Origin of the sequence: Streptomyces anandii JCM 4720 (assembly GCF_014650655.1) — a bacterium.
GTDB classification, from domain to species: Bacteria; Actinomycetota; Actinomycetes; order Streptomycetales; family Streptomycetaceae; genus Streptomyces; species Streptomyces anandii.
This window is the reverse complement of record NZ_BMVJ01000012.1, coordinates 62,915-68,802: the sequence shown is the minus strand read 5'-3', so window position 1 is coordinate 68,802 and position 5,888 is coordinate 62,915. Positions and strand designations below refer to the sequence as shown.

8 protein-coding genes are annotated in these 5,888 nt (G+C 67.5%); 1 reads left to right on the top strand and 7 read right to left on the bottom strand.

The genetic code is table 11. The annotated features are described in order from the left end of the window. The 7 genes from IE249_RS21865 to IE249_RS21835 all read right to left on the bottom strand — a co-directional run. Window positions 1–2,229, bottom strand: a 2,229-nt coding sequence (locus IE249_RS21865; protein ID WP_189707059.1) for a Kelch repeat-containing protein, incomplete at its 3' end; no start/stop codon positions are given. After that, window positions 2,229–2,672, bottom strand: a complete 444-nt coding sequence (locus tag IE249_RS21860) for a hypothetical protein (protein ID WP_189707057.1) — start codon at window positions 2,670–2,672, stop codon at window positions 2,229–2,231. The genes IE249_RS21860 and IE249_RS21865, both read right to left, overlap by 1 nt. 129 nt (window positions 2,673–2,801) lie before the next feature. Continuing rightward, entirely contained in the window at window positions 2,802–3,506 is a 705-nt protein-coding gene (locus tag IE249_RS21855; RefSeq protein WP_189707055.1) for a hypothetical protein, read from the bottom strand. Then, window positions 3,496–3,684, bottom strand: coding sequence for a hypothetical protein (locus tag IE249_RS21850; RefSeq protein ID WP_189707053.1), 189 nt, complete (start codon window positions 3,682–3,684; stop codon window positions 3,496–3,498). Before IE249_RS21850 ends, IE249_RS21855 begins: the two co-directional genes overlap by 11 nt. Continuing rightward, complete coding sequence (locus IE249_RS21845; RefSeq protein ID WP_189707051.1) at window positions 3,681–4,184, bottom strand: hypothetical protein; 504 nt, start codon at window positions 4,182–4,184, stop codon at window positions 3,681–3,683. The genes IE249_RS21850 and IE249_RS21845 overlap by 4 nt, the downstream gene beginning before the upstream one ends. 6 nt (window positions 4,185–4,190) lie before the next feature. After that, window positions 4,191–4,649, bottom strand: a complete 459-nt coding sequence (locus IE249_RS21840; protein ID WP_189707049.1) for a hypothetical protein — start codon at window positions 4,647–4,649, stop codon at window positions 4,191–4,193. A 269-nt stretch (window positions 4,650–4,918) separates the two neighbouring features. Continuing rightward, window positions 4,919–5,131 carry a hypothetical protein gene (locus IE249_RS21835; RefSeq protein ID WP_189707047.1) on the bottom strand — a complete coding sequence of 71 codons (213 nt, stop codon included), beginning with the start codon at window positions 5,129–5,131 and terminating at the stop codon, window positions 4,919–4,921. Between the two features lie 314 nt (window positions 5,132–5,445). On the opposite strand from IE249_RS21835, the gene IE249_RS21830 reads away from it, so the two are divergent. Then, window positions 5,446–5,888: hypothetical protein (locus IE249_RS21830; protein WP_189707044.1), on the top strand; the 443-nt coding region annotated here is incomplete at its 3' end.

Below are 5,888 nucleotides of genomic sequence, written 5' to 3'. Positions count from 1 at the left end.
GGCGTTGGTCAGGGTGAGGTTTGAGAGGAACAGCGTGTTGGCGGCAGCGGGCGTCCCGCCCTCCGTGGGCACCAGCGCCGCGTACGCCGCCCCGTCCGGTGCCTGGAAGTTGTTGACCTGCTGCGTCCAGGTGGCCGCCGTCAACGAGACGGTGTGGCTGGACGTGGAGAGGTACGCCTGCGTGGAGTCGAACCAGTTGACGCTGAGTGACGCGTTCGCCCACCCCGTCGGCGAGTACAGCCAGCCCTGCGCCTGGTACCAGTGCTCAGGGGTGACGAGAATGAGCTCCGACTCGGCGTAGACGGTGGCCGACGTGCCGTTCGGCGTGATCAGCCCCGACTCCGTGAACCCGCCGTGCGTCTGCGCGTTGGACTGCGTGAGGGTGCAGTTGACCGCCGTCCACGGGGAGGTTCCGCTGACGAACGTCGGGTTCGAGTTCTGCGCGTCGTTCGGGAAGAGGGTGGCCTCCAGGTAGCTGAGGAACCGACCCCGCCAGTCGTAGACGAACGTGGAGGCTGCCGCCGCAAGGTTGGAGCTGTTCGGGTCCCGCCAAGTGTGAAGGGGGAGATCACCGGCGGGGGTGTTGTCGTAGACGCTGACGTTGAGGGAGAACGTGTCGGCGGTCCAGACACCGGTGCTGTAGCGAGAGCGGTACTTGAAGGGGCTTGGCAGGCTGGCCGAGCCCTTGAGGAACTCCAGGTAGTTTTCTGGATCGTGGCCAGCACCGAGCTGGTTCGTCTGCCGCATGAACACGTGGTAGGTGTTGCCAGCGGTGAGCCCGGCGGCGTAGAGCGGCACCGACATCGTGGGCACGTTGTACTCCGGAATCGTGACGTACGACTCCGTGCCGCCGAGGTTGCCGAGCAGGAAGAGGATGTAGTCGCTCGTCTCTTCCGTCGCGACGACGAGAGTCGCCAGGTCGAACCCACCACCGGTGTCTGAGCTGATCTGCCACTCACCGGGGCCATCCTCGAAGACGGTCAGCGTCTGGATGCCGTTGGCGAACGTCGGGCTCGCCTGGCTGGTGAGACCGCCGGCCACGACGACGCCGTTGTCCGTCGTGGCGTACGCGCTGAAGCTGCCCACGGCCTGTCGCAGGCTGTTGGGCGTAGGGAACCAGGCGCCGATGCTGCCGTCGGCGTTGATCTTGGCGTAGAACGACGCGTTGGTGGCAGACGCGCCCCCACTCACGAGGCCACCCGCGCAGAACAGCCAGTCGTCGACCGCGAACAGGACGGGCCAGAAGACCGCGGTGGGCAGTGGCGTGGCGGTCACCCAGCCGGTGAGCTGCCCGTTCGAGACCGGCGTGTAGTAGACGGTGTTCACCGCGGTCAGGCCGGTGTTCGTGGCACCACCAGCCACGTAGATCACCTCGGTGCCCGCGCTGTTGGTGTGACCCCAGGCGCTCGACTCCCTGAGGGCGACGGGAAGCGACGCTTGCTGGCTCCACGCGCCGAGGGTGCCGGTGTTCGGGTCCCACGAGGCCGAGTACGTGGTGGAGACGAAGCCAGAGCCAACCAACGTGGAGCCGCCGATGATCGTGACCGTGCTGTCGGTTGCCGCCAGGGCCGCGTGGTAGAGACCGACGGGAAGACGCGTGGCGGGCGTCGCCGTGGGCACGTCGCCGTCGTAGTAGACGAGGACGACGTCGGTGATGCCGTTGCCGAACCCGTCACTGCCGCCCGCGAGGATGATGTAGTTGCCGCTCGGGGCGGTCGCCGCCGTGTCCAGCTCGCTGCTGCTGGTGACGAGGGGCGTGCTCCAGGGCACCAGGGTGAAGTTGTCGTTCTGGAGGTTGTTGAAGAGGGCGGTCGCGTTCGAGCCCCCAGTGTTCACCGTTGTCTTACCGGCGAGAGTGCCGATCCAGGAGGCTGGCACCAGCGTTGAGGCCAGCGGGATGCTGGTGTTCGGGTTGCCACTGCCGTCGTCGGGATACAGCGCCACGAACAGGTCGGCACCGTCACCGACCGGCCGGACGGGGATCGTCACCCGCCCCACGGTGGTGTGACCGACCGGCATCGTGAACGGCTGGGTGTACTCGTACGGCGTGCTGTCGCTGGTCCAGGACGAGTAGACCGGATCGGCCGTGACGATCTCAATGCCGGGATAGATCACGTTGGTCGCGGGAGTGCCAAGGAACTGGTTCAGCTGCCTGGCATGGTTCGTGGCGTTGAGGTTGCCGGGGAGGCCGTTCTCAGCCGCCGACGCCGTGGGGTTGAAGTCCACCATCAGTTCTCCATCAGCGCTTCGAGCTCGTCTACGGCGGAGGGCAACTCGTCAGCCTCCATCACCAGTTGGATGCGCTTCTTGAGCGCCTGCGCCTGAAGCAGGGTGGTCCTGGCGTTCGCCTGCTTCGCCTTGAGAACGTCGACAGCGTGCCGAGCGGCCTCGAGGTTGGTCTTGGCGATGCGTATCCGCATCACCGCCTCGCAGGTGGCGACCTGCCGGTCAATGTCGCTGCGGAAGGCCACGGAGTCGAGCCCGTCGCCCAGGACGGCGCGCCCGCTCGCGGTGGCGGCCTCACACTGGTTGGTGGCGTTGGGAAGGGTCCGCTCCGCCTCAGCGATCTGCTTCTCAAAATCCTGGACGTCGAACCTGGCGCCCAGGATCCAGTTCTCGACCTCGGCCAGGTGGCCGGCCAAGCGGTCTCGGTGTGTCGTGGGGGTGGTCATCGTGGTCTCCCGAAGGGGTGGCGCCGTTCCCGTCCCGCGACGGAAACGGGACGGGAACGGCTGCGTGGCCGCAATCCACGCGATCCGCGGGGCGGAGGTGAATGGGGCCTCCGTCCCACGGACGTCTCATCAGCTGCGTGGCCTCACCGCGAAGACGGGAGAGGTGGGGTTGCTCGGGCGGAGCGAGTGGCCGGCCTTGGGCATGTTCCGCTCGAATCGGAGGTTGGCGAGCTCCTTGTCACGCTGCTCGACGGCCTGAGCCTGGAGGTGGCGAGCGAGTCCCGTCCGCTTGGCCGCGTCCTGAACGAGGCCGGCCGTTGCGGCCAGTGCCTCCTTGCTCATGCTCTGACCCAACATCAGGCGGCGGAAGCCATCGAGGAACCCGGTGAAGGCGGAGGTGGGAGCCTTCGGCGGGTTCTTCGCCAGGGCGTAGGCCGTCTCCTCCGAAGCCGTCCGCTCACTCACCAGCTGGCGGACGGCGACGAGCTGCCGCTCCGTCGCCTCGCGGTGAGCCCTGGCGCCCTCGGCCCTGGCCGTGAGACGCGCCATGACCTTGGCCGCCGCGTCGACGGTGAGGCCGAGACGGGTCTGCTCAACGGCCGACAGGTCGTGACCCTGCCGCTCCGCCTCGACGGCCTGGCGGTGGTTCTCAACGGCGTCGCGGGCCGCGTCCTCCGCCTTTCGCTCCGCGTCGATGGCTCCCGTTACGGCCTCTGCGAGTCGGACCTCCTCAATGCGAGCCTCATCCGCTGGCCCATCGGTCGCCTTCGCCGCCGCTCGTAGCTGAGCCTCGAACTCCAGCTGATCCGCCCGGTCCAGGAGCTCAGCGGCCATGAGCTGAAGCTGAAGCGCGTTCCGGCGCATCCAGGGGACCGACGACGTCGGTGACCTCCCGGGTGTTCAGGGCCTGACTGATCTTCTGCTTGATCTCGTCGTCGACGCCGTCCGTGGCACCCAGCATCTCGGTGGCGAACGCGTCCATCACCTGCTTGATGATCGTCTCGTCGCTCATCGCTGGCCTCCGGTGTTGATCGGCGCGGTGTGGAGCGGAACCTGACCCGGGGCGTGAGCCTGCGGGAAGGCGTGGGTCGGGGCGCGGTGATTCTGCTGCTGGGCGGTCGCGGTGCCGGGCGCGAACGTCGGGCCGGCGGGGGCAGGCGCCTCGGTGGTCTGGAGGCTCGTCAGGTGATGCGGCATGACCGCGTGATGCTGCGCGGCGTAGACGTGGCCGGCCAGCGCCTGCGTGACGGGCCCGCCGCCCTGGATGACCTGCGCGGTCTGCGGGCCGGTGGCCAGCATGCCCTTGCGAGTGTGAAGGCCGAGACGCTTGCGCTCCTCGCGCTCCTCGTCCTGTACGCGCTGGGCGCCCTCGGCGATGGCGTGAGCGGGCGCGAGACCAGGGTTCTCGGTGCCGGTGGGGGTTTCCTCAGCCGCCTCGTCGCGTGGCTGCTCGCGGTCCTTTCGGGCCTTCTCCAGGGCCTCCCGGGCCTGCTGAGTGACGAGTCCGATCATGGCCGGTCACCGTCCCTTCGTGCTGCGGTTGTTGAGCGCGTTCCACGTCGCTTCACGGACGGCCGGATCGCTGTGGTAGCGGGCGTCTGACAGGTCATGGATGGCGGACAGACTGAGCTGAGGGTCGGAACTGTTCGGGTCCCAGAAGGACGGTTCGTCGGGAGCCGACGCCGACTTGACGGCGGGCTTGGAGATGAGGCGGTTGTACTCCTCATGCCACGCTCGCTCGCGCTCAGCGGGGTCCGTGCTGTCGCCCCAGTCGAAGCACAGCGGGTCGGTCGGCGTCTCACTCTTGGCGAGGAACGCGGGAGCGGACGCGCTCTTGGCCGCGCCGTCGAAGATGGGAAGCGCGGTGCCGCAGTCGGTGCAGTACCGATTGCCAGCCTTGCCACGGCCGCAGCCGTTGACGCACTCGTGCAGAGCCTTCTTGAGTGCCTTCGTGAGGAGTCGCTGGCGCTTGGCCACGACTCCTGTCTTCCTGCTGCTCACTGAGTCCCCTCTCACCGTCTAGCGGCGGGGTCGTTCGGGGGCGGGGGTTGCTGCTCGTCGCGGCTCGTACGCCGGCACCGCCAGCGGTTCGGGGACTCGCACCGGCACCGCCAGTGGAAGCCAGGAGTCGGTTGCGACGGGGTTGGACTTCTTCGTCTTCGGCTGTCGCTTCGTGCCGCACTTCGGGCACTGGCGCAGTCGCTTGGTCTCGCGGTCGCCGGGGCAGCCGCGGGGGCAACGGAGTTTCATCCGTGCTTCACCTCGCTCGCAGACAAGGTGAGTTGAGTCGCTGGCTCCGCCGTGGACTCGCTCTTGTGGATCTGCGTGAGGCGTTCGGTGGCGAGGTCGATCATGGTCTGCGCCACGGAGAGACGGCCTCGCCGCGCCGCCTCATGGGCTATGTCGGTCCACAGCTCCGCCGTGAGCCGAGAGTGGACCGAGCGCTTTTCGTCGCACATGTGTTCGATTTTAAGTTCAGGTGATCCACTCGTACAGGTGATCCAGCCTCTGACCAGCGCGTTGATAGGCATCAAGACGCCACTCACTCGTGAGCGAGTCACGTGGTGGCCTCATCGGTGACCTCAAACGGGAAGCGGAAAAATCGCGTAAAACGTCGTCGCCATGACGCGTCACTCAGAGTCACGCCGCAGCTGCGAGTGAATCGAACCTTGTACTGGTCGATATCGGGGCGTACGGTGACATGACTGCCCCGCAGAGGCAGTGGCGCCGCCCGTCGGGGGATGGCGTCTACTTCGTCCGATCGGCGGACAGCATGGCTCTCAGTAAGATCGCGCGCGACTTCGCCCGCGAGATCAGCAATCACCACTGGTCCGACGCGCCCTATCGGCGCGACCGCGCGGGCCACAACCGTGACAGCGACACCCGCGCTGGCGACCGTGTTCTCAACGACCAGGAGACGGACGCCGTTCGCACCAACGTGATGTGGGTGACCGCGCAGGTCCTCGGCTACCACGACCCGAACTTCAACGTCTACGAGTTCGCGGAGGCGTGCGGCGTGGACATCCGCACGCGCCGGGGCGACCTGGACGGCAGCATCCGCGCCGGCGTACGCGAGCAGTACGGCCGCTACATGCGCCCCGGCACCTGGGAGTTCGACCCTGAGTTCATCACCACGGAGACGAGCGACTTCTACCACGCCAACACCGAATGCGAGTGGTTCCACCGGGGTTACCGCGGGGGCCCGCTGCTGACCTT

Bases quoted from the DNA above. Each gene is read 5' to 3' on its own strand.
- IE249_RS21855 (WP_189707055.1), bottom strand. From the start codon at position 3,506: ATGGCCGCTGAGCTCCTGGACCGGGCGGATCAGCTGGAGTTCGAGGCT.
- IE249_RS21835 (WP_189707047.1), bottom strand. From the start codon at position 5,131: ATGTGCGACGAAAAGCGCTCGGTCCACTCTCGGCTCACGGCGGAGCTG.
- IE249_RS21845 (WP_189707051.1), bottom strand. From the start codon at position 4,184: ATGATCGGACTCGTCACTCAGCAGGCCCGGGAGGCCCTGGAGAAGGCC.
- IE249_RS21860 (WP_189707057.1), bottom strand. From the start codon at position 2,672: ATGACCACCCCCACGACACACCGAGACCGCTTGGCCGGCCACCTGGCC.
- IE249_RS21850 (WP_189707053.1), bottom strand. From the start codon at position 3,684: ATGAGCGACGAGACGATCATCAAGCAGGTGATGGACGCGTTCGCCACC.